The organism is Bacillus sp. PAMC26543 (genome assembly GCF_014250375.1).
GTDB classification, from domain to species: Bacteria; Bacillota; Bacilli; order Bacillales; family Bacillaceae; genus Bacillus; species Bacillus halotolerans.
In genome coordinates this window covers 3,436,766-3,458,802 of record NZ_CP060193.1, presented here as the reverse complement: position 1 = coordinate 3,458,802, position 22,037 = coordinate 3,436,766, and the positions used below count along the sequence as shown (strand labels likewise).

Sequence of the window (22,037 nt, the reverse complement as noted above, 5' to 3'; positions counted from 1 at the left end):
TAGTTTGAAAATTCCCAACATTCGGGTTAGGAGGCCTTCCGTGAATATTGTGAAGAATGAACTTTTATATGAAGGAAAAGCGAAAAAGATTTACAAAACCGACGACGAAAACACGCTGTATGTGGTGTATAAAGATTCTGCAACTGCCTTTAACGGAGAAAAAAAGGCGGAAATCAGCGGCAAAGGGCGCTTAAACAATGAGATCTCAAGCCTGATTTTCAAACACCTTCACGAAAAAGGGGTTAACAACCACTTTATCGAGCGCATTTCGGAAACAGAGCAGCTCATTAAAAAGGTAACGATTGTGCCGCTGGAAGTCGTTGTCAGAAATGTGGTGGCAGGAAGCATGTCCAAACGTCTCGGCATTCCAGAAGGCACGAAGCTTGAACAGCCGATTATCGAGTTTTACTACAAGGATGACGCGCTGGGTGATCCGCTCATCACAGAAGATCATATTTGGCTGCTGAAAGCGGCGACTCCTGAACAGGTAGAAACCATTAAGTCCATTACAAAAACAGTAAATGAAGAGCTTCAAAGCATTTTTGACGATTGTCACGTCAGATTAATAGATTTCAAGCTTGAATTCGGTTTAGATGCAGACGGGAAAGTGCTTTTGGCGGATGAAATTTCACCTGACACATGCCGCTTGTGGGATAAAGACACGAACGAAAAGCTGGACAAAGATTTATTCAGACGCAATCTGGGAAGCTTAACCGACGCATACGAAGAGATTTTCAATAGACTGGGAGGCATTCATCATGTATAAAGTAAAAGTTTATGTCAGCTTAAAAGAAAGTGTACTGGATCCACAAGGGAGCGCTGTCCAGCATGCCTTGCACAGTATGTCTTACAAGGAAGTTGCCGACGTGCGCATCGGGAAATACATGGAGCTAACAATCGAAAAGTCTGACCGTGATCTTGACGTGCTAGTCAAAGAAATGTGCGAAAAACTTCTTGCGAATACAGTGATTGAAGATTACAGATACGAGGTTGAGGAGGTAGTCGCACAGTGAAATTTGCGGTGATTGTGTTACCTGGCTCTAACTGTGATATCGATATGTTTCACGCTGTAAAGGATGAACTCGGTCATGATGTGGAATACGTCTGGCACGAGGAAACAAGCCTTGACGGCTTTGACGGGGTGTTAATCCCGGGAGGTTTTTCTTACGGAGATTACTTGAGATGCGGCGCCATCGCCCGTTTTGCGAATATAATGCCAGCTGTAAAACAGGCAGCGGCTGAAGGAAAACCTGTTCTCGGCGTCTGCAACGGATTTCAGATTTTACAGGAGCTTGGCCTTCTGCCAGGTGCAATGAGACGCAACAAAGACTTGAAGTTCATTTGCCGTCCGGTTGAATTAATCGTGCAGAACGACGAAACATTATTCACCTCTTCCTATGAAAAGGGCCAAGCGATTACGATTCCGGTTGCCCACGGTGAAGGGAATTTCTACTGTGATGACGAAACGCTAGCTTCATTAAAAGAAAACAATCAAATTGCTTTCACATACGGTTCCGATATTAACGGAAGTGTCAGCGACATTGCCGGTGTTGTAAATGAAAAAGGAAATGTGTTAGGCATGATGCCTCATCCGGAGCGCGCGGTCGATGAACTGCTTGGAAGCGCCGACGGTCTTAAATTGTTTCAGTCTATCGTGAAAAATTGGAGGGAAACTCATGTCACTACTGCTTGAACCAAGTAAAGAACAAATTAAAGAAGAGAAAATCTATCAGCAAATGGGTGTCAGTGATGATGAGTTTGCATTGATTGAATCCATTCTTGGCAGATTGCCGAACTACACAGAAATCGGAATTTTTTCTGTCATGTGGTCAGAGCATTGCAGCTACAAGAACTCAAAGCCGATTTTGCGTAAATTCCCGACGAGCGGCGAACGCGTGCTGCAAGGTCCGGGTGAAGGCGCCGGAATCGTTGATATCGGTGACAACCAAGCGGTTGTGTTCAAAATTGAATCGCATAACCATCCATCAGCCATCGAACCGTACCAAGGCGCTGCGACTGGCGTAGGCGGCATAATCCGTGATGTCTTTTCTATGGGTGCGCGTCCTATCGCTGTATTAAACTCTCTTCGATTTGGTGAACTGACTTCACCGCGCGTGAAGTACTTGTTTGAAGAAGTAGTAGCAGGTATCGCCGGATACGGGAACTGCATCGGTATCCCGACAGTCGGCGGCGAAGTGCAATTTGACAGCAGTTATGAAGGGAATCCGCTTGTCAACGCAATGTGCGTCGGATTAATCAATCATGAAGACATCAAAAAAGGCCAGGCAAAGGGTGTCGGCAACACGGTCATGTACGTCGGCGCTAAAACAGGGCGTGACGGAATTCACGGCGCTACGTTTGCATCTGAAGAAATGTCTGATGCTTCTGAAGAAAAGCGCTCCGCGGTTCAAGTCGGCGATCCGTTTATGGAGAAGCTTTTGCTTGAAGCATGTCTGGAAGTCATTCAATGTGACGCCCTAGTCGGCATTCAGGACATGGGAGCTGCCGGTCTGACCAGCTCAAGCGCGGAAATGGCAAGTAAAGCGGGTTCAGGCATTGAAATGAACCTTGACTTGATTCCGCAGCGTGAAACAGGCATGACTGCTTATGAAATGATGCTTTCTGAATCACAGGAACGGATGCTGCTTGTTATCGAGCGCGGACGTGAGCAGGAAATCATCGATATTTTTGACAAGTATGATCTTGAAGCGGTTTCTGTCGGACGTGTAACAGATGATAAACTGCTGCGCCTGACACATAAAGGTGAGGTTGTATGCGAGCTCCCTGTTGATGCCTTGGCAGAAGAGGCGCCGGTTTATCACAAGCCTTCTCAAGAGCCTGCTTACTACCGTGAATTTTTAGAGACGGATGTCCCGGCTCCTCAAATTGACGATGCGAATGAAACACTGAAGGCGCTCCTGCAGCAGCCGACGATCGCAAGCAAAGAGTGGGTTTACGACCAGTATGACTACATGGTGCGGACGAATACAGTTGTGGCTCCTGGGTCTGATGCGGGTGTTCTCAGAATCCGCGGAACGAAAAAGGCGCTGGCGATGACAACTGACTGTAACGCCCGTTATCTCTACCTTGATCCAGAGGTCGGCGGAAAAATCGCTGTCGCTGAAGCGGCGCGCAACATCGTTTGCTCAGGTGCAGAACCGCTTGCGGTTACAGATAACCTGAACTTCGGAAATCCGGAAAAACCGGAAATTTTCTGGCAGATTGAAAAAGCGGCTGACGGCATCAGTGAAGCGTGCAACGTTCTCAGCACACCTGTGATCGGCGGAAACGTATCGCTTTACAACGAATCAAACGGCACGGCGATCTACCCGACACCTGTGATCGGCATGGTCGGTTTAATTGAAGATACAGCACACATCACAACGCAGTATTTCAAACAAGCGGGCGACCTCGTGTACGTCATCGGCGAAACAAAACCTGAGTTTGCCGGAAGCGAGCTGCAAAAAATGACAGAAGGCCGCATTTACGGCAAAGCGCCGCAAATCGATCTAGATGTAGAACAGGCACGCCAAAAGGCACTGCTTGACGCGATTAAACAAGGCTTTGTTCAATCAGCGCACGATGTATCTGAAGGCGGCTTAGGCGTAGCGATTGCTGAAAGTGTCATGACGACGGAAAACCTTGGCGCTAACGTGACTGTTGAAGGGGAAGCAGCGTTATTATTCTCTGAATCTCAATCCCGCTTCGTCGTTTCTGTGAAAAAAGAACATCAAGCAGCGTTTGAAGCAGCTGTACAAGATGCGGTTCATATCGGTGAGGTAACAGCTGACGGACTTCTGAGCGTTCAAAACCAAGACGGACAACAATTGATTCATGCGCAGACAAAAGAGCTTGAACGCGCGTGGAAAGGAGCTATCCCATGCTTGCTGAAATCAAAGGCTTAAATGAAGAATGCGGCGTTTTTGGGATTTGGGGGCATGAAGAAGCCCCGCAAATCACGTATTACGGCCTTCACAGCCTCCAGCACAGAGGACAGGAGGGCGCGGGCATTGTGGCGACTGACGGTGAAAAGCTGACGGCGCATAAAGGTCAAGGGCTGATCACTGAAGTATTTCAAAACGGTGAGCTCAGCAAAGTAAAGGGGAAAGGCGCAATCGGACACGTTCGGTACGCAACGGCTGGCGGCGGCGGATATGAAAATGTTCAGCCGCTCCTCTTCCGCTCTCAAAACAACGGCAGCCTGGCGCTTGCCCATAACGGAAACTTGGTGAATGCCACTCAGCTGAAGCAGCAGCTTGAAAATCAAGGGAGCATCTTTCAGACTTCTTCGGATACAGAGGTTTTGGCTCACCTGATCAAAAGAAGCGGCCACTTCACGCTGAAGGATCAGATTAAAAACTCGCTTTCTATGCTGAAAGGCGCCTACGCGTTCCTGATCATGACTGAAACAGAAATGATCGTAGCGCTTGACCCGAACGGGCTTAGACCGCTGTCAATCGGCATGATGGGAGACGCTTATGTCGTCGCTTCAGAAACATGCGCATTTGATGTCGTCGGTGCGACGTACCTTCGCGAGGTGGAGCCGGGAGAAATGCTGATTATCAATGATGATGGCATGAAATCAGAGCGCTTCTCCATGAATATCAACCGTTCTATTTGCAGCATGGAGTACATTTATTTCTCAAGACCTGACAGCAATATTGACGGCATTAACGTGCACAGTGCGCGTAAAAGCCTTGGAAAAATGCTCGCTCAGGAATCAGCGGTTGAAGCTGATGTCGTGACAGGGGTTCCGGATTCCAGTATTTCAGCGGCTATCGGCTACGCGGAAGCAACGGGCATCCCGTACGAGCTTGGATTAATCAAAAACCGTTATGTGGGCAGAACGTTTATTCAGCCGTCTCAGGCTCTTCGTGAGCAGGGCGTCAGAATGAAGCTTTCTGCGGTGCGCGGTGTTGTAGAAGGGAAACGCGTCGTTATGGTGGATGACTCCATCGTGCGCGGAACAACAAGCCGCCGGATCGTAACAATGCTCAGAGAAGCGGGGGCGACAGAAGTGCATGTGAAAATCAGTTCGCCGCCGATCGCTCATCCGTGCTTTTACGGCATTGATACGTCCACACATGAAGAGCTGATCGCGTCTTCCCACTCGGTTGAAGAAATCCGTCAGGAAATCGGAGCCGACACTCTCTCATTTTTGAGTGTCGAAGGGCTGCTGAAAGGAATCGGCAGAAAATACGAAGACTCGAATTGCGGGCAATGTCTTGCTTGCTTTACAGGGAAATATCCGACTGAAATTTATCAGGACACTGTGCTTCCTCATGTAAAAGAAGCGGTGTTAACCAAATAAAACTTGAAAATGACATAAAGGCAGCGCAGTTTGGCTGCCTTTCTCTTTCTGCCCTTGTTCGGAGAGATATTTTGAAAAGCGCCTTAAAGGAGTGAATAGGATGTCTGAAGCATATAAAAACGCAGGAGTTGACATCGAAGCCGGATATGAAGCTGTAAAACGGATGAAAAAACATGTGGAGCGCACGAAAAGGCTTGGCGTTATGGGCAGCCTTGGCGGCTTTGGCGGCATGTTTGATCTGTCGGAGCTTTCTTATCAGAAACCTGTTTTAATTTCGGGAACAGACGGTGTCGGCACAAAATTAAAGCTGGCTTTTTCCATGAATAAACATGACACGATCGGTGTAGACGCTGTTGCAATGTGTGTCAATGACGTGCTTGCGCAAGGTGCGGAGCCGCTCTTTTTTCTCGACTATTTAGCGGTCGGCAAAGCGGACCCTGTGAAAATCGAGCAGATCGTACAAGGCGTTGCGGATGGCTGTGAGCAATCAGGTTCAGCCTTGGTCGGCGGAGAAACCGCTGAAATGCCTGGATTATATACAGCTGATGAATACGATATTGCAGGTTTCTCAGTTGGTGTAGCGGAAAAGGATGAAATCGTGACCGGCGAAAACATCAAGGAAGGCCACCTTTTAATCGGACTAAGCTCCAGCGGTCTTCACAGCAACGGATTTTCCCTTGTGAGAAAGGTGCTTCTGGACGATGCAGAGCTTGATCTCGACGAGACGTATGAGCCGTTTGAACGCCCGCTCGGCGAAGAACTGCTTGAGCCGACAAGAATTTACGTGAAGCCTGTGCTTGCGGCTGTGAAAAGCGGACTCATTGATGGTATGGCGCATGTAACAGGCGGCGGATTTATTGAAAATCTTCCGCGTATGCTTCCTGAAGGCTTAAGTGCGGAAATCGATCACGGCTCTTGGCCGATCCCGCCGATCTTCTCTTTCTTGCAGGAACACGGCAAGCTGAAAGAAGGAGACATGTTTAACGTCTTTAATATGGGCATCGGATTTGTTCTCGCGGTAAAAGAAGAACATCTCACCGAAGTCATCGGAACGCTTGAAAGTCACGGCGAAAAAGCCTATTTGATCGGGCGAGTAAAACATGGTGAAGGCGTTACATTCGGCGGTGCTGCACTTTCATGAAAAAGTTTGCGGTATTTGCATCCGGAAACGGCTCAAACTTTGAAGCCATCGTCACGCGTTTGAAAGAGGAGAACTGGGATGCAGCCGTTTCGCTCCTCGTTTGCGATAAGCCGCAGGCGAAAGTCATCGAGCGGGCGGAAAGATTCCAGATTCCATCCTTTGCATTTGAGCCGAAGTCTTATGAAAACAAGGCCACATTTGAACGGGCCATTATTGAACAGCTTCATCTTCATGAAGCAGAATTGATCGTTCTCGCCGGGTATATGAGACTGATCGGTGATACGCTGCTTCAGGCATACGGAGGAAAAATCATCAACATCCATCCTTCCCTTCTTCCCGCTTTCCCTGGAATAGACGCAGTCGGACAGGCATACCGGGCGGGTGTGAAGGTTGCCGGGATTACCGTTCATTATGTCGATGAAGGAATGGATACAGGGCCGATCATCGCTCAAAAGGCAATTGAAATTACCGAAGAAGATACATTAGAAACCATTGAACATCACATTCACAAGCTTGAGCACAAATGGTATCCGAGTGTGATCAAAGAGCTATTAGGATTAAATAACAGAGGTGAAAAGGCATGACCATTAAACGCGCACTAATCAGTGTTTCAGATAAAACAAATCTTGTTCCTTTCGTAAAAGAACTGACAGAGCTTGGCGTTGAAGTGATTTCAACCGGCGGCACAAAAAAGCTTCTTCAAGAAAACGGTGTTGATGTCATCGGAATTTCTGAAGTGACAGGTTTTCCGGAAATTATGGACGGGCGCTTAAAAACGCTTCATCCGAATATTCACGGCGGTCTTCTCGCAGTTCGCGGCAATGAAGAGCATATGGCGCAGATCAATGAACACGGCATTGCGTCAATTGACCTGGTTGTCGTCAACCTCTATCCATTTAAAGAAACGATTTCTAAAGAGAATGTGACGTACGAAGAGGCTATTGAAAACATTGATATCGGCGGACCTGGCATGCTGCGCGCGGCATCGAAAAACCATCAGGATGTGACGGTTATCGTTGACCCAGCGGATTACAGCCCTGTTCTGAATCAAATCAAAGAAGAAGGCGATGTTTCGCTTCAGAAAAAACGCGAGCTGGCGGCAAAAGTATTCCGCCACACTGCGGCATATGACGCGCTGATCGCTGACTATCTGACACATGTTGTCGGTGAAAAAGAACCAGAGCAATTCACCGTTACGTTTGAGAAAAAACAATCGCTTCGCTATGGGGAAAATCCTCATCAAGAAGCAACATTCTACCAAAGCGCGCTTCCTGTCAAAGGATCTATTGCGCAAGCAGAACAGCTGCACGGCAAAGAGCTTTCTTACAACAACATTAAAGATGCGGACGCAGCTGTTCAAATTGTTCGTGAATTCACTGAGCCTGCTGCGGTCGCTGTGAAGCATATGAATCCGTGCGGCGTGGGAACTGGCGAAACGATCGCAGAAGCGTTTGACAGAGCGTTCGAAGCAGATAAAACATCGATCTTCGGCGGCATTATCGCGTTGAACCGTGAAGTGGACAAGCCAACAGCCGAAGCGCTTCATCATATTTTCTTAGAAATCATCATTGCGCCTTCATTCAGCCAGGAAGCGCTTGATATCCTGACAGCGAAGAAAAATCTCCGTCTGCTGACACTTGATGTGACAGCTGCCGTCCAAAAAGAAAAACAGCTGACATCTGTACAAGGCGGATTGCTGATTCAAGATTTAGATATGCACGGCTTTAATGATGCTGAGATCAGCATTCCGACAAAAAGAGAGCCGAACGAGCAAGAGTGGGAAGATTTGAAGCTTGCTTGGAAAGTCGTGAAACATGTGAAATCCAATGCGATCGTTCTCGCAAAAGATAACATGACAGTAGGTGTAGGAGCCGGACAAATGAACCGCGTCGGATCAGCGAAAATCGCAATCGAGCAGGCCGGAGAAAAAGCGAAAGGCAGCGCACTCGGATCAGATGCATATTTCCCAATGCCTGATACAGTCGAAGAAGCGGCAAAAGCGGGCGTTACAGCTATCATCCAGCCAGGCGGATCTATCCGTGACGAGGATTCCATTAAAAAAGCGGACGAGTACGGCATTGCCATGGTATTCACCGGCATCAGACACTTCAAACATTAAGGGGATGAAAACGACGTGAATGTATTAATTATCGGTAAAGGCGGAAGAGAGCATACGCTGGCATGGAAGGTGGCGCAAAGCAGCCTTGTTGATACGGTATTTGCCGCTCCGGGAAATGACGGCATGGCATCTTCTGCACAGCTTGTAAACATTGAGGAAAGCGACCACGCCGGGCTTGTCTCATTTGCAAAAGAAAATCAGGTCGGGCTGACCATTGTCGGACCTGAGGTTCCTTTAATTGAAGGCCTTGTTGACGAGTTCGAAAAAGCCGGTCTTCGTGTGTTCGGTCCGTCAAAAGCCGCTGCAATCATCGAAGGAAGCAAACAGTTCGCAAAGGATTTAATGAAGAAATACGACATACCGACCGCAGAATACGACACGTTTACATCCTTTGAAGAAGCGAAGGCTTATGTGCAGGAAAAAGGCGCTCCGATTGTCATTAAAGCGGACGGACTTGCGGCTGGAAAAGGCGTAACTGTTGCGATGACGGAAGAAGAAGCCATCGCGTGTCTGCATGATTTTCTTGAGGATGAAAAATTCGGTGATGCGAGCGCATCTGTCGTAATTGAAGAATTTCTATCTGGCGAAGAGTTTTCCCTCATGGCGTTTGTCAAAGGAGAAAAGGTATATCCGATGGTCATTGCCCAGGATCATAAGCGTGCTTTTGATGGAGACAAAGGGCCGAATACAGGAGGAATGGGCGCTTACTCTCCTGTTCCGCAAATTTCGGAAGACACCGTGCGTCATGCTGTAGAAACGATCGTCAAGCCAGCCGCAAAAGCAATGGTTCAAGAAGGTCGCTCCTTCACAGGCGTTTTGTATGCGGGGCTGATGCTCACTGCGAATGGATCGAAGGTCATTGAATTTAATGCCCGCTTCGGCGACCCGGAAACGCAGGTTGTGCTGCCTCGTATGGATTCTGATCTGGTACAAGTGCTTCTAGATCTTTTAGATGATAAGGACGTTGACTTGAGATGGAAGGATACGGCGGCAGTCAGTGTCGTGCTTGCTTCAGAAGGCTATCCTGAAAGCTATGCAAAAAGCACGCCGATTGGCAGCCTGACAGCAAATGCTGATCAAGTTGTCGTCTTCCATGCCGGAACGAAAGCAGAAGGTGAAGAGTTCGTCACAAACGGCGGCCGTGTCGCCAATGTGACCGCTTTTGATGAAACGTTTGAAGCGGCACGAGACAGAGTGTACAAAGCCGTTGATGAGATCATCAAACCCGGCCTGTTTTTCAGAAAAGATATCGGAGCACGAGCTCTGAAGGCTGCTCAAAAATAAAGTGAAGAAAAACCCGCAGATTGTGCTGCGGGTTTTTTGTTATACAAAAGCATGCCGGAAAGCGGAAGAAGAAAGCACAACAAGCGTGGTCGGTTTTCCGTGGGCCATTGAAGCGTCTATAAAATCTTCTAGACTATGCACAGATTCCGTCACCACTTTTGTCACATACCTGTAATCCGGTGGTTCTCTGCCACATCGGGGTGAGCTGCGGCAAAGGCGGCGTAGTGTTTGCAGCTTTTCGGCTCCATCAGGATAAAAGCAGTGACATGTTTGTTTAGCTTTTCATAACAGATATCAGCGCTGTACCCGGTAATGACCCCTTTGTCCTCAAGCTTTCTGACACGTTCCGCCGCACTCGGAGAGCTGAGTCCGACAAGCTTTCCTAATTCAACCATCGTTAATCTGGCATTTTGCTGCAAATGCGAAAGAATTTGAAGGTCTGTATCGTCCATTGGTATTGCTCCTTTATATGTTTAGGTGAATTGGTGAGAATTCCTTTTATTATGAGGAAATGTTGTTGATTTAGCTTAATTGTAGCATATGGGTGCCGTTTGTTTTTTTCTATAATAAAGCCATTAACATGAAAGGAGGCAATCATTTTGCCGGAATTACAGCGTTCGATTACTTGGGTTCAAGGAGCGGCATTAACGATCGGGGCCGTATTAGGCTGCGGGATCTTAATCCTTCCGTCTGTCACGGCTGATGCTGCCGGTCCCGCTTCTGTATTGGTTTGGGGATTTATGTCTTTCTTATCATTTCTGCTCGTAGGCACACTGGCGCGCCTTGTCAGAATGGCGCCAAGCGCGGGAGGGATCACGGCTTATGTACAGCTTGCTTTTCGGCCAAAAGCCGGAGCCATGTTGGGCTGGATCATGCTGGGATCGGTTCCGATCGGTGTGCCAGTGATCGCTTTGACTGGCGCACATTATGTCAGCTACGTCACACAGGCTTCGGATTGGCAGATTGCTTGCATTGCAGCAAGTATGCTGGCGATCTCCATTTGGCTTCATATCAGGGGCATTCAATTATCAGCAAACATCAGCATACTCGTCATCTGTGTCATTCTGCTGCTGCTTGTCATTTCTGTTGCTGTTTCACTGCCCCACGTAAAAGCAGCTGAATTTAAGCCTTTTCTGCCGCATGGCTGGTTTGCCGCGGGTTCTGTTTCTGTCATCATCTTTTTTTCTTTTGTAGGCTGGGAAATGATTACCCCATTAGCTGAAGAGTTTAAACAACCGGAAAAGGATGTTCCAATCAGTTTATTCTTGGCGGCAGCTTGTGTGGCGGTGCTTTATATCATGCTATCGTTTGTCACTGTAGGCACTCATGCATATGGAGAAAAAGGAGAAATCGCATCTCTGACGATGCTCATATCAAAAGGTACAGGGGATATTGGGGTATATGTAACGACTTGTTTAGCTCTTTTTATTACATTCGCCACCATTCATGCCAACATTGCGGGATTTTCAAGAATGGTCTATGCGTTGGCGAGAGAAGGTCATATTCCCGGGTATTTCGGGAAGCTCAGTCATACAAAACATACACCTGTCCGTGTATTAACAGCGCTGGCTTTCGTGTTTGGTTTCGTTCTTATGGCAAACGGCATATTTCAAATTGATCTGACAACGCTCCTGAAAGGACCAAGCTCAGCATTCATCGCATCTTACATATGCACAATGGCGGCAGCGCTGAAACTGCTGAACTGGAAGGATTCAGGCTGGTGGATGGCTTTGGGGGCGCTTCTTCTTTGTACAGTGATCTACTTATTTAGCGGCTGGGCTCTCTTGTATCCGGCTGCGTTTGCGGCTGTTGGTTTTTTCTATATGAAGACAAAGGGATATACTGAGAAAAAGCTTGATCACGTTTTATGATCAAGCTTTTTTGCTTACGATTCTTGATGATCCTGTCCATGGTTTTCACCAGTGCTGTTTTGAAACATATAGGTCACAGGGCAGAAACGCAGTATGCCTGAACCTGCCTTCATGGCGCCCATAAAGATGCAGAACAGATGCATTCTGCACCAAGGTTTTTTCGTATACTTGGCGCTGGCAGCTGACATAATTGTCAGTCCGCAGGCGATACGGAAGACGGCATTGATGAGACTGATGTTTGGTTTCATGAAATCTGCTCCTTTTACTTAAAAAAGTTTTTTAATTGAACCTTCAAAAATTTGTAACGTTTTTATCGTGCGTGATGGAGAAGGATGTGATAACATGAGTCTAATACATGTAAAGGAGAGTATGTGAATGTCCGAACGCACCTTTAACTGGAAAAACAAAGACATCAGGGCACAGGTTGATGTTGTAGACTCTAAGCTGCTTCCAACGCTCCTTTTACGGAATGCTCTCGTCTTAAATCCATATGTAAAACAATGGCTGAAAAAAAACATTTGGATTTATCAGGACCGTATTGTTTATGTTGGTCATGAACTTCCGGATAGAACCGAAGAAATTCATACGATTGATTGTGAAGGAAAATACATTGTGCCTGGCTATATCGAACCGCACGCACATCCTTTTCAAATATATAATCCCCAAACGCTGGCGGAATATGTGTCTCAGTACGGTACAACGACATTCGTAAATGATAACTTATTTTTGCTTTTGCAAAGCGGAAAAAAGAAAGCGCTTACTATTTTGAACGAACTCAAAAAGCTTCCGGTTCAGTATTTTTGGTGGTCACGGTATGACCTGCAGACCGAGGTTTTGAACGAGGATCACGTTCTTCCGTTTGACGTCAGAAAGCAGTGGATTGAACATCCGGATGTCATTCAAGGCGGAGAAATGACTGGCTGGCCGCGTCTTGTAGATGGCGATGATTTAATGCTTCACTGTATGCAGGCCACAAAAAAACAGCGGAAACGCATAGAAGGGCATTTTCCCGGCGCATCAGATAAAACGCTTACAAAAATGAAGCTGTTCGGAGCGGATTGTGATCATGAAGCCATGACAGGTGATGAAGTGATGAGAAGGCTGGAACTGGGCTATTATGTATCACTTCGCAATTCGTCCATTCGCCCTGATTTAAGAAATATATTGCAGGAGCTTCATGAAAAGGGCTTCCGCTACTACGACCACTTTTTTTACACAACAGACGGCGCTACGCCTAATTTCTATAAAGGCGGCATGACAAACGAGCTTATCCGGATTGCCCTGGAAGAAGGGGTTCCGGCAATCGATGCGTACAATATGGCATCCTTTAACATCGCAAAGTATTACCAAATGGATGATTATTTAGGCGTTGTCGGACCGGGAAGACTTGCGTCACTGAATATCCTTGAGGACCCGTTGCAGCCGAATCCGGTAACCGTTCTGTCAAAAGGCAAAATTCTGCGTGAAGACGGCCGTGATATGAATGCGTTTCCACATACGAACTGGAACAAAGGCGGTCTTGTCCCGCTTGAGCTTTCATATGATATGACGATGGATGATTTGCAGTTTTCCATGCCGATGGGCGTAAAAATGCGGAATGCGGTGATTATGGAGCCGTATATGATTGAGATCGACAACTCGGTCGAACAGCTTTCATTTGACCATGATGAAAGTTATTTAACGATGCTTGACAGACATGGGAAATGGCGCGTGAATACGATGATAAAAGGATTTGCCTCAAGTGTGCAGGGATTTGTGAGCTCCTTTACGACGACGGGTGATATTGTCGCGATCGGAAAAAACAAAGCGGATATGCTGCTTGCTTTCTCCCGCATGAAAGAAATCGGTGGGGGAATTGTGCTTGCGGAAAACGGAAAAATCCTTCACGAAATTCCGCTTTCACTGTGCGGATGCGCTTCTTCGGAATCGTATGACATCGTGCTGGAAAAGGAACAGAAGCTGAGAGATCTATTGACTGAAAGAGGCTATGAGTATTGTGATCCGGTTTATACGCTGCTCTTTTTGCAAAGCACGCACCTCCCGTATATACGCATTACGCCAAGAGGAATCTTCGACGTGATGAAAAAAACTGTACTCTTTCCATCGATAATGCGTTAAAATATAAAAGAGCGGGGAGCCGACATATGAAAAAATGGATGACAGTTTGCGTACTGTGTTTCGCGTTTTTCCTGCTAGTATCCTGCCAGCAGAAGGACGCTGTCCCTGATCACACAAAGAAGCTGAAAGCTCCTTTGACGGGACTGGAGACTGAGCAGAAGGTGACTGAACGCAGGCCTGTTGCTGTCATGGTGAACAATCACCCGAAGGCGAGGCCGCAATCAGGACTGTCTAAAGCCGACATTGTCATAGAAGCGCTTGCCGAAGGCCAAATCACAAGGTTTCTGGCCATTTTTCAAAGCCAGATGCCTGAAACTGTCGGACCTGTGCGGAGTGCGCGGGAATATTTCGTCACTCTCAGCAACGGTTTTGACAGCATATTTGTCCATCACGGCTGGAGTCCCGGCGCCAAGGAGCAGCTGGAATCCGGAGCTGCCGATTATATTAATGGATTGGATTTTGACGGAAGCTTATTTTGGAGAGCTGATTTCAGCGAACCGCCCCACAATTCTTACACGTCTTATCAGTACATAAAAAAGGCGGCTGAACAAAAGGGATATGAGCTGAAGCAGGAAACAGATCCAATGCTGTTTCAAACATCAGATGCAAAACCTGTAAATGAATCTTATAATGTTCGGGTAGATTATGGAACAAAAAACGTTACAAATCTTGTCGAATACAACTATGATAAAAAAACTGAAGCTTATACGAGAAGCTCTGATGGTGTCATGACGACAGACCGGGAGACCGGAAAGCCGGTTGCAATGCAAAATATTTTCATTGTTGAAGCCAGCCATCATACTATTGACCAAGATGGAAGGCGTGACATCGACATAGAATCAGGGGGTAAAGGTCTGCTGTTTCAGCACGGAAACGTCATTGAAGCAGACTGGAAAAATGTAAACGGAAGAATTGTGCCGGTAAAAGACGGCAAATGGCTGCCGTTTGTGCCAGGAAAGACATGGATAAATATCGTGCCTGATCTCGATGCGGCTTCCATTAGTAAAGGAGAAGGTGTGTAACGATGCAAATCGATAAATTACGCGGCAAAGAACTGGACCAGTTATTTAACTCGATCTTATCGCTGAAAGACCTGGAGGAATGTTATCGGTTCTTCGATGATCTTTGCACAATTAACGAAATTCAATCGCTGGCTCAGCGCCTTGAAGTGGCGCGTATGCTTCGCGAAGGAAACACGTATCATAAAATTGAAACAGAAACAGGCGCTTCTACAGCGACCATTTCCCGAGTGAAACGGTGCTTAAATTATGGAAATGACGCATATGAAATGGCGCTTGACCGTGTGAAGGAGAATGAAACAGAGTCTTCTTCCAAATAAAAAACCGCCCTGCCGTCTGGCAAGGGGCGGTTTTTTTATGAAACAATTTTCTCAATCAGATTGTCGATGTCAACTGTGCTGCCATCCTCTTTTCGATAGACAACATGCTCCTTGGAAAAATGAACTGGCGAATCGATCCCGGCTGCTGCGGCCAGATTAAACAGCCCCTCACGCAGCGAAATGACGTAGTTGCAGACGCGGTGCTGTTTTTCCTCAACGCTCAGCGCTTTTTGCAGCTTCGGATCTGTGGTCGCAACGCCTGCCGGGCATGTGTTGGTGTGGCATACGAGGGCGCGGATGCATCCGACTGAAAACATCATGCCGCGTGCAATGTTGACAAAATCAGCGCCCAGAGCTAAAGCGACCGCGATTTTGTCAGGGGTCAGCAGCTTTCCGGAAGCAAAAAGTTTCATACGGTCACGCAAGCCGTATTGTCTGAGCAGCGTATCAACGATAGGGAGCGCCGTCATAATCGGGAGGCCGACTGTGTCGGCAAGCTCATAGAAGGAAGCGCCGGTACCGCCTTCACTACCGTCTACCGTAATAAAATCAGGATGTTTTCCGCTTTTCTGCATATAAGAAAAAAGCTCATGCAAGTCATCAGGCTGGCCTGCAACAATTTTAATTCCGACCGGCTTTTGACCGACGTCTCGCAGCTTTTCAATAAAATCCAGCATTTCAGGCGCGCTTGAAAATTCATGAAAGCGGTTTGGGCTGTCGATTGACTTTCCGGGTTCGACATTCCGGATGTCTGCCACCTCTTCTGATACTTTAGCGCCATCCACATGTCCGCCGCGGGTTTTGGCTCCTTGTGCGAGCTTCAGCTCAAACGCTTTAATTTGATCTAGCCGGCTTTTCTTTTTAAATTCCTCCCACGAAAATTCCCCTTTTCTATTGCGTACGCCAAATAGACCGGGGCCGATTTGGCAGATGATATCAGCACCTCCCTTTAAGTGATACTCAGACAATCCGCCTTCACCGGTATTCATCCAAGTGCCGCCCGCCTGGTGCAGCCCTTTTGACAGCGCCGTAATGGCGCGCTCTCCAAGTGAACCGTAGCTCATGGCGGATTGACCGACTAATCCCTTCACATAAAAAGGCTTTTCGCATGTACTCCCGCCGATGACTTGAACATCATCAGGATGGAGAAAATACGGATCAGCCTTGATACGTTCGGCATGTTCGCTGCGTCTGAACAGATTGTCCGAATCGATTTTATAGATGTGGGTTTCGATTTTCGGAGACTGGTCCATACGCAATTCTTCTTTTTGTTTTGGGAAAAGGGCGTTTCGGATATAATAGCCCGGTTGATCAAAATCTCTTACCGATCCGAACCCCATCATTCTGCTTTTGTATTTTCCTGATATGACTGTTTGCTCATATTCTTTTCGTGAAAAAGGCTGTTCCTCATTGTCATTGCTGAATAAATACTGCCGCAGCTCCGGTCCGATTTTTTCAAAAATATAGCGAAACCTTCCGATGACAGGATAATTGCGGAGGATTGAATGCTCCTGCTGTTTTTCGTCCTTTATGTAGATCCAGACAAACAATGCGATGGGGATAACGATGATCCCGATGATAAATGCAATAAGTGCAATAATGATGTATTCCATCTGTCAGCCTCCCTTTTTTATGTAACCATTTCCACTGTTGGGGCGTTTCCAAACAATAGAAAATATTACTGTGTTTTTCTATAAAAAGAGAGCGGAACAGCCGCTTTTTTTCTGCGGAAATAGAATCAAAACACCTTTTTCAGTGAATAAAGAGAATGACGGCTTTTTCCGTTTTTCCGCGCTATGTGAATTTGTTATAATGTTTAAATGGTAAGAAACGAATGGAGGAACGGATGACGTGTACGATGTAACGGAGTGGAAGCATGTCTTTAAACTCGATCCAAATAAAGATTTGCCTGATGAACAGCTGGAGATTCTTTGTGAGTCAGGGACTGATGCGGTTATTATCGGAGGAAGCGACGGTGTAACGGAGGATAATGTCCTGCGGATGCTGTCTCAGGTGAGACGGTTTTTAGTGCCGTGTGTCCTTGAGGTGTCAGCGATTGAAGCGATTGTCCCTGGCTTTGACTTATATTTTATTCCGAGTGTATTAAACAGCAAAAATCCGGATTGGATTGTCGGAATGCATCAGAAAGCCATGAAGGAATATGGAGAACTGATGTCGATGGAAGAAATCGTGGCGGAAGGCTACTGTATCGTAAATCCTGATTGCAAAGCCGCGGTATTAACGGAGGCGGACACCAATTTGAATCATGACGATATCATCGCCTATGCGCGCGTATCTGAACTGCTGCAGCTTCCGATTTTTTATCTGGAATACAGCGGCGCTCTTGGGGACATAGAAGCCGTGAAGAAAACGAAGGCTGTATTGGAAACGTCCACCCTGTTTTACGGAGGCGGCATTAAAGATGCGGAGACGGCAAAACAGTATGCCGAGCACGCGGATGTCATTGTGGTGGGCAACGCTGTGTATGAGAATTTTGATGAAGCGCTGAAGACAGTAGCAGCTGTCAAAGGCGAGTAGCGAAATATACGGATTTGGTTTATGATAGAACATATGTTTGTATAGGCGGGTGACGAATTTTGAATTACATTAGCAATCAACTATTAAGCGGATTAAACCCCGTTCAGCAGGAAGCTGTCAAAACAACGGACGGGCCTTTGCTGCTGATGGCGGGAGCGGGAAGCGGAAAGACGCGTGTCCTGACACACAGGATCGCTTATTTAATGGCGGAAAAGCATGTGGCGCCGTGGAACATTCTGGCGATCACATTTACAAATAAAGCGGCACGGGAAATGAAAGAACGTGTGGAAAGCATTCTCGGACCGGGCGCGGACGATATCTGGATTTCCACGTTCCACAGCATGTGTGTGCGGATTTTGCGCCGAGATATCGACCGCATCGGGATCAACCGCAATTTCTCAATCCTTGATACGGCTGACCAGCTTTCAGTCATCAAGGGAATTTTGAAGGAACGCAACCTCGATCCGAAAAAATTTGATCCGAGGAGCATCCTCGGCACGATCAGCAGTGCGAAAAACGAATTAACCGAACCTGAGGAATTTTCTAAGGTTGCCGGCGGCTACTATGATCAGGTCGTCAGCGATGTATACACTGATTATCAGAAAAAACTGCTGAAAAACCAGTCGCTTGATTTCGACGACTTAATTATGACAACCATTAAACTGTTTGACCGTATTCCGGAAGTGCTTGAGTTTTATCAGCGCAAATTCCAATACATCCACGTCGATGAGTATCAGGATACGAACAGAGCGCAATACATGCTCGTGAAGCAGCTGGCTGAGCGTTTCCAAAACCTTTGTGTTGTCGGCGACTCCGACCAGTCCATCTACAGATGGCGCGGGGCGGACATTGCCAACATTCTTTCCTTTGAAAAGGATTATCCGAATGCCAGCGTCATTTTGCTTGAACAAAACTACCGTTCAACAAAACGGATTTTGCGCGCGGCCAACGAAGTGATCCAAAACAACACAAACCGCAAGCCGAAAAATCTATGGACGGAAAACGATGAAGGAATTAAAATTTCCTATTACCGCGGAGACAATGAATTCGGTGAAGGACAATTTGTTGCCGGGAAAATTTATGAGCTTCATAACTCCGGCAAACGGAAGCTGTCGGATATCGCCATCTTGTACCGGACAAACGCCCAGTCCCGTGTGATTGAGGAAACGCTTCTCAAAGCGGGCCTGAACTATAACATTGTCGGCGGCACAAAGTTCTATGACAGAAAAGAAATCAAAGACATCCTCGCGTACCTGCGTCTCGTATCCAATCCGGATGACGATATCAGTTTCACGCGTATTGTCAATGTGCCGAAGCGCGGAGTAGGCGCCACATCGCTTGAAAAAATCGTTTCATATGCAGCGATGAACGGCTTGTCACTATTCCAAGCGATTCAGCAGGTTGATTTCATTGGCGTCAGCGCCAAGGCAGCAAACGCGCTCGACAGCTTCAGACAGATGATTGAGAACCTGACAAACATGCAGGACTATTTATCAATTACCGAGCTGACCGAAGAAATTCTCGATAAAACCGAATACAGAGAAATGCTGAAGGCTGAAAAATCAATTGAAGCCCAAAGCCGTTTAGAAAACATCGACGAGTTCCTGTCTGTAACGAAAAACTTTGAACAGAAAAGCGAAGACAAAACACTCGTTGCGTTCCTGACTGATTTGGCACTGATCGCTGATATCGACCAGCTCGACCAGAAAGAGGAAGAATCCGGCGGCACGGATGCGATCACGCTGATGACGCTGCACGCCGCAAAAGGACTGGAATTCCCGGTTGTTTTCCTTATGGGACTTGAGGAAGGCGTCTTCCCGCACAGCCGTTCACTGATGGAAGAAGCAGAGATGGAAGAAGAACGCCGTCTCGCTTACGTGGGCATTACAAGAGCGGAGCAGGAGCTTTATCTGACCAACGCAAAAATGCGCACGTTGTTTGGCAGAACAAACATGAACCCGGAATCACGCTTTATCGGTGAAATTCCGGATGATTTATTGGAAAACCTAAATGAGAAAAAAGAAACGAGAGCGCCGTCTGCGAGAAAAATGCAGCCGAGACGCGGCCCTGTTTCCCGTCCGGTGTCCTACGCAAGCAAAACAGGCGGCGATACCCTAAGCTGGGCTGTCGGAGATAAAGCCGGGCATAAAAAATGGGGCACAGGAACCGTTGTCAGCGTGAAAGGCGAAGGAGAAGGGACCGAACTCGATATTGCCTTCCCGAGCCCGATCGGTGTGAAACGCCTGTTAGCGGCATTCGCGCCAATAGAAAAGCAGTAATTGAAGAGGAAAGGAAGAAGCAGATGGACAAAGAAACAGCGAAGCAGCGGGCAGAAGAACTGCGCCGCACCATCAACAAGTATAGCTATGAATATTACACCTTAGATGAACCGAGCGTCCCGGATGCCGAATACGACAGATTGATGCAGGAGCTGATTGCGATTGAGGAGGAGCATCCAGACCTCAGAACGCCTGATTCTCCTACACAGCGTGTCGGCGGCGCTGTGCTTGATGCGTTTCAAAAAGTCACTCACGGCACGCCGATGCTCAGTCTGGGCAACGCGTTTAATGCTGACGATCTCCGCGACTTTGACCGCCGTGTGCGACAGGCCGTGGGTGATGATGTGGCGTATAATGTGGAGCTGAAGATAGACGGTCTTGCTGTTTCTCTCCGTTATGAAGACGGCTATTTTGTCAGAGGCGCGACAAGAGGCGACGGGACGACGGGAGAGGATATTACGGAAAATCTGAAGACGATCCGCACTATCCCGCTCAAAATGAAACGCAGCCTTTCGATTGAAGTGCGCGGCGAGGCGTATATGCCGAAGCGTTCGTTTGAAGCGCTCAATGAAGAACGGATCAAAAACGAGGAAGAACCGTTCGCAAATCCGCGCAATGCCGCTGCGGGATCACTCAGACAGCTTGACCCTAAAATTGCGGCGAAACGAAATCTCGATATCTTCGTCTACAGTATAGCGGAGCTTGACGAAATGGGTGTGGAGACACAAAGCCAAGGACTTGATTTTCTCGACGACATCGGCTTTAAAACGAACCAGGAACGGAAAAAATGCGGCAGCATAGAAGAAGTCATTGCGATGATCGATGAGCTTCAGGCGAAACGCGCCGATCTCCCGTATGAAATTGACGGCATCGTCATCAAAGTGGATTCCCTTGATCAGCAGGAGGAGCTTGGTTTTACGGCGAAAAGCCCGCGCTGGGCCATAGCGTATAAGTTTCCTGCAGAAGAAGTCGTGACAAAGCTTCTCGATATCGAATTAAATGTCGGAAGAACGGGTGTGATTACGCCGACCGCGATTCTTGAGCCGGTAAAAGTAGCCGGGACAACGGTCTCAAGAGCATCCCTTCATAACGAAGATTTAATTAGAGAGAAGGATATTCGGATTTTGGATAAGGTAGTCATCAAAAAAGCGGGCGATATCATTCCTGAAGTCGTGAACGTTCTCGTTGAACAGCGGACAGGGGAAGAAAAGGAATTCAGCATGCCGACAGAATGCCCTGAATGCGGCAGTGAACTCGTCCGCATTGAAGGAGAAGTGGCACTTCGCTGCATCAATCCTGAATGCCCTGCACAAATCAGAGAAGGTCTGATTCATTTTGTCTCCCGCAATGCCATGAACATTGACGGGCTTGGCGAACGAGTCATTACACAGCTGTTTCAGGAGAATCTCGTCCGAAATGTGGCAGATCTGTATAAGCTGACGAAGGAACAGGTGATTCAGCTCGAACGCATGGGCGAAAAATCAACTGAAAACCTGATCAGCTCTATTCAGAAATCGAAGGAAAATTCATTAGAGCGCCTGTTATTCGGCCTTGGCATCCGCTTTATCGGCTCGAAGGCTGCAAAGACGCTCGCTATGCACTTTGAAAGCCTGGATAATCTGAAAAAAGCCACCATAGAGGAGCTTCTTGCAATAGATGAAATCGGTGAAAAAATGGCTGACGCAGTCATCACCTATTTCCATAAAGAGGAAATGCTCGAGCTTTTGGCAGAGCTTGAGGAGCTGGGCGTAAACACACTTTATAAAGGTCCGAAAAAAGTAAAAGCAGAGGACAGCGATTCCTATTTTGCAGGCAAAACCATCGTTCTGACAGGAAAGCTGGAAGAGCTGTCAAGAAACGAAGCGAAAGCGCAAATTGAAGCGCTCGGCGGAAAGATGACTGGAAGCGTCAGCAAAAACACAGACTTGGTCATCGCCGGAGAAGCGGCGGGAAGCAAGCTGACAAAAGCGCAAGAGCTGAACATTGAAGTGTGGAATGAAGAACAGTTAATGGGAGAGCTAAAGAAATAAGAGGAGT

18 protein-coding genes and 1 pseudogene are annotated in these 22,037 nt (G+C 47.3%); 16 read left to right on the top strand and 3 right to left on the bottom strand.

Annotated features, from left to right (window positions below; all coding sequences use genetic code 11):
- Positions 1-40: 40 nt before the first annotated feature.
- The 9 genes from purC (at position 41) to purD (ending at position 9,855) form a co-directional block, all read left to right on the top strand.
- Positions 41-766, top strand: a complete 726-nt coding sequence (purC, locus tag H7F27_RS17435) for a phosphoribosylaminoimidazolesuccinocarboxamide synthase (RefSeq protein ID WP_095714332.1) — start codon at positions 41-43, stop codon at positions 764-766.
- Entirely contained in the window at positions 759-1,013 is a 255-nt protein-coding gene (purS, locus tag H7F27_RS17430) for a phosphoribosylformylglycinamidine synthase subunit PurS (RefSeq protein WP_010333246.1), read from the top strand. Before purC ends, purS begins: the two co-directional genes overlap by 8 nt.
- On the top strand, positions 1,010-1,693 hold the full coding sequence (gene purQ, locus H7F27_RS17425) for a phosphoribosylformylglycinamidine synthase subunit PurQ (protein WP_024120443.1): 684 nt from the start codon (positions 1,010-1,012) through the stop codon (positions 1,691-1,693). The genes purS and purQ overlap by 4 nt, the downstream gene beginning before the upstream one ends.
- Positions 1,677-3,905 (top strand): phosphoribosylformylglycinamidine synthase subunit PurL, encoded by a 2,229-nt coding sequence (gene purL / locus H7F27_RS17420; RefSeq protein ID WP_095714333.1) that lies wholly within the window; start codon positions 1,677-1,679, stop codon positions 3,903-3,905. The genes purQ and purL overlap by 17 nt, the downstream gene beginning before the upstream one ends.
- Positions 3,881-5,311 (top strand): amidophosphoribosyltransferase, encoded by a 1,431-nt coding sequence (gene purF / locus H7F27_RS17415; RefSeq protein WP_024120445.1) that lies wholly within the window; start codon positions 3,881-3,883, stop codon positions 5,309-5,311. Before purL ends, purF begins: the two co-directional genes overlap by 25 nt.
- A gap of 100 nt (positions 5,312-5,411) precedes the next feature.
- Complete coding sequence (purM, locus tag H7F27_RS17410) at positions 5,412-6,452, top strand: phosphoribosylformylglycinamidine cyclo-ligase (protein ID WP_101861353.1); 1,041 nt, start codon at positions 5,412-5,414, stop codon at positions 6,450-6,452.
- Entirely contained in the window at positions 6,449-7,036 is a 588-nt protein-coding gene (purN, locus tag H7F27_RS17405) for a phosphoribosylglycinamide formyltransferase (protein ID WP_106021514.1), read from the top strand. The genes purM and purN overlap by 4 nt, the downstream gene beginning before the upstream one ends.
- Complete coding sequence (gene purH / locus H7F27_RS17400) at positions 7,033-8,571, top strand: bifunctional phosphoribosylaminoimidazolecarboxamide formyltransferase/IMP cyclohydrolase (RefSeq protein WP_185848217.1); 1,539 nt, start codon at positions 7,033-7,035, stop codon at positions 8,569-8,571. Before purN ends, purH begins: the two co-directional genes overlap by 4 nt.
- Positions 8,572-8,586: 15 nt before the next feature.
- Entirely contained in the window at positions 8,587-9,855 is a 1,269-nt protein-coding gene (gene purD / locus H7F27_RS17395; RefSeq protein ID WP_185848216.1) for a phosphoribosylamine--glycine ligase, read from the top strand.
- 39 nt (positions 9,856-9,894) lie between these two features.
- Here purD and H7F27_RS17390 read toward each other — a convergent pair.
- Positions 9,895-10,307, bottom strand: a pseudogene (locus tag H7F27_RS17390) (Lrp/AsnC family transcriptional regulator).
- 144 nt (positions 10,308-10,451) lie between these two features.
- Here H7F27_RS17390 and H7F27_RS17385 point away from each other — a divergent pair.
- The gene (locus H7F27_RS17385; protein ID WP_101861375.1) at positions 10,452-11,726 is read left to right on the top strand and encodes an APC family permease; all 1,275 of its coding nucleotides are present in this window, start codon (positions 10,452-10,454) and stop codon (positions 11,724-11,726) included.
- Between the two features lie 14 nt (positions 11,727-11,740).
- On the opposite strand, the gene H7F27_RS17380 is transcribed toward H7F27_RS17385, so the two are convergent.
- On the bottom strand, positions 11,741-11,974 hold the full coding sequence (locus tag H7F27_RS17380) for a YgaP family membrane protein (protein ID WP_095714336.1): 234 nt from the start codon (positions 11,972-11,974) through the stop codon (positions 11,741-11,743).
- Positions 11,975-12,101: 127 nt separating this feature from the next.
- On the opposite strand from H7F27_RS17380, the gene H7F27_RS17375 reads away from it, so the two are divergent.
- Genes H7F27_RS17375 through H7F27_RS17365 form a run of 3 tightly spaced genes read left to right on the top strand, consistent with a single transcriptional unit; the run spans position 12,102 to position 15,183 of the window.
- Positions 12,102-13,844 carry an adenine deaminase gene (locus tag H7F27_RS17375; protein ID WP_024120453.1) on the top strand — a complete coding sequence of 581 codons (1,743 nt, stop codon included), beginning with the start codon at positions 12,102-12,104 and terminating at the stop codon, positions 13,842-13,844.
- 26 nt (positions 13,845-13,870) lie between these two features.
- Positions 13,871-14,866, top strand: coding sequence for a DUF3048 domain-containing protein (locus H7F27_RS17370; protein ID WP_024120454.1), 996 nt, complete (start codon positions 13,871-13,873; stop codon positions 14,864-14,866).
- Between the two features lie 2 nt (positions 14,867-14,868).
- Positions 14,869-15,183 carry a YerC/YecD family TrpR-related protein gene (locus H7F27_RS17365; protein ID WP_014479070.1) on the top strand — a complete coding sequence of 105 codons (315 nt, stop codon included), beginning with the start codon at positions 14,869-14,871 and terminating at the stop codon, positions 15,181-15,183.
- Positions 15,184-15,218: 35 nt separating this feature from the next.
- On the opposite strand, the gene H7F27_RS17360 is transcribed toward H7F27_RS17365, so the two are convergent.
- A complete protein-coding gene (locus tag H7F27_RS17360) occupies positions 15,219-16,796 on the bottom strand; it encodes an FMN-binding glutamate synthase family protein (protein WP_185848215.1) in 1,578 nt (525 codons plus the stop codon).
- 238 nt (positions 16,797-17,034) lie between these two features.
- On the opposite strand from H7F27_RS17360, the gene H7F27_RS17355 reads away from it, so the two are divergent.
- The 3 genes from H7F27_RS17355 to ligA are packed head-to-tail and all read left to right on the top strand — an operon-like array spanning position 17,035 to position 22,030.
- Positions 17,035-17,721: a heptaprenylglyceryl phosphate synthase gene (locus H7F27_RS17355; protein WP_024120456.1), complete on the top strand. Its 687-nt coding sequence runs from the start codon at positions 17,035-17,037 to the stop codon at positions 17,719-17,721.
- Between the two features lie 59 nt (positions 17,722-17,780).
- Positions 17,781-20,000 (top strand): DNA helicase PcrA, encoded by a 2,220-nt coding sequence (gene pcrA / locus H7F27_RS17350; protein WP_185848214.1) that lies wholly within the window; start codon positions 17,781-17,783, stop codon positions 19,998-20,000.
- A gap of 23 nt (positions 20,001-20,023) precedes the next feature.
- A complete protein-coding gene (gene ligA / locus H7F27_RS17345; RefSeq protein ID WP_105954747.1) occupies positions 20,024-22,030 on the top strand; it encodes an NAD-dependent DNA ligase LigA in 2,007 nt (668 codons plus the stop codon).
- The last annotated feature ends 7 nt before the right edge of the window (positions 22,031-22,037 follow it).

Coding starts and splice junctions, on each gene's coding strand:
- purS (WP_010333246.1), top strand. CDS start 759: ATGTATAAAGTAAAAGTTTATGTCAGCTTAAAAGAAAGTGTACTGGAT.
- purL (WP_095714333.1), top strand. CDS start 1,677: ATGTCACTACTGCTTGAACCAAGTAAAGAACAAATTAAAGAAGAGAAA.
- purF (WP_024120445.1), top strand. CDS start 3,881: ATGCTTGCTGAAATCAAAGGCTTAAATGAAGAATGCGGCGTTTTTGGG.
- purM (WP_101861353.1), top strand. CDS start 5,412: ATGTCTGAAGCATATAAAAACGCAGGAGTTGACATCGAAGCCGGATAT.
- purN (WP_106021514.1), top strand. CDS start 6,449: ATGAAAAAGTTTGCGGTATTTGCATCCGGAAACGGCTCAAACTTTGAA.
- purH (WP_185848217.1), top strand. CDS start 7,033: ATGACCATTAAACGCGCACTAATCAGTGTTTCAGATAAAACAAATCTT.
- H7F27_RS17380 (WP_095714336.1), bottom strand. CDS start 11,974: ATGAAACCAAACATCAGTCTCATCAATGCCGTCTTCCGTATCGCCTGC.
- H7F27_RS17375 (WP_024120453.1), top strand. CDS start 12,102: ATGTCCGAACGCACCTTTAACTGGAAAAACAAAGACATCAGGGCACAG.
- H7F27_RS17370 (WP_024120454.1), top strand. CDS start 13,871: ATGAAAAAATGGATGACAGTTTGCGTACTGTGTTTCGCGTTTTTCCTG.
- H7F27_RS17365 (WP_014479070.1), top strand. CDS start 14,869: ATGCAAATCGATAAATTACGCGGCAAAGAACTGGACCAGTTATTTAAC.
- H7F27_RS17360 (WP_185848215.1), bottom strand. CDS start 16,796: ATGGAATACATCATTATTGCACTTATTGCATTTATCATCGGGATCATC.
- ligA (WP_105954747.1), top strand. CDS start 20,024: ATGGACAAAGAAACAGCGAAGCAGCGGGCAGAAGAACTGCGCCGCACC.